The following is a 506-nucleotide window of genomic DNA, read 5'->3' as shown; positions in this document are numbered from 1 at the left end:
CCCGCCTTGAGGGGTTCCCTCCTCGGTCGGGGCGAACCGGCCAGCCTCGATCACGCCCGCCTTCAACCAGTCCCGGACCAGCCCCCTGGCGGGGAATGTCCCCAGAGCGGCGAGAAGGTGATTGTGATCGATTCGGTCGAATGCCGCTGCCAGATCCGCGTCAAGTATCCATTGCCGGTGCGGGTTGCGGCCCTTGCCGGTCAGGAAGATCGCCTCGATCGCGTCGTGGCAGCCTCGGCCGGGCCGGAATCCGTAGGATCTGGGCTCGAACCGGGCCTCCCACTCGGGCTCCAGCGCGTTGAGCGCGACAGCCTGCAGCGCTCTGTCGGCAATCACTGGAATCCCAAGGGGCCGCCGACGTCCGTCGGCCTTGGGGATATACACCCGCTTGGCGGGCTTGGGTGTCCACGACATGGCCCGGTGTTGCACCCAGGAGGCCAACTCGGCCTTCTCCAAGGGCAACAGTGCGGTCCTGCCGTCGATGCCCGCCGTTTGACGACCAGCAT

1 protein-coding gene is annotated in these 506 nt (G+C 67.2%); it reads right to left on the bottom strand.

Annotation, left to right across the window (positions count from 1 at the left end; all coding sequences use genetic code 11):
- Window positions 1-506, bottom strand: a 506-nt coding sequence (locus tag H1D24_RS41630; RefSeq protein ID WP_258564748.1) for a reverse transcriptase domain-containing protein, incomplete at both ends; no start/stop codon positions are given.

Source organism: Streptomyces himalayensis subsp. himalayensis (assembly GCF_013778455.1).
Taxonomy (GTDB): domain Bacteria; phylum Actinomycetota; class Actinomycetes; order Streptomycetales; family Streptomycetaceae; genus Streptomyces; species Streptomyces himalayensis.
The sequence above is the reverse complement of the archived record's forward strand: the minus strand, read 5'-3'. Positions and strand labels throughout refer to the sequence as shown.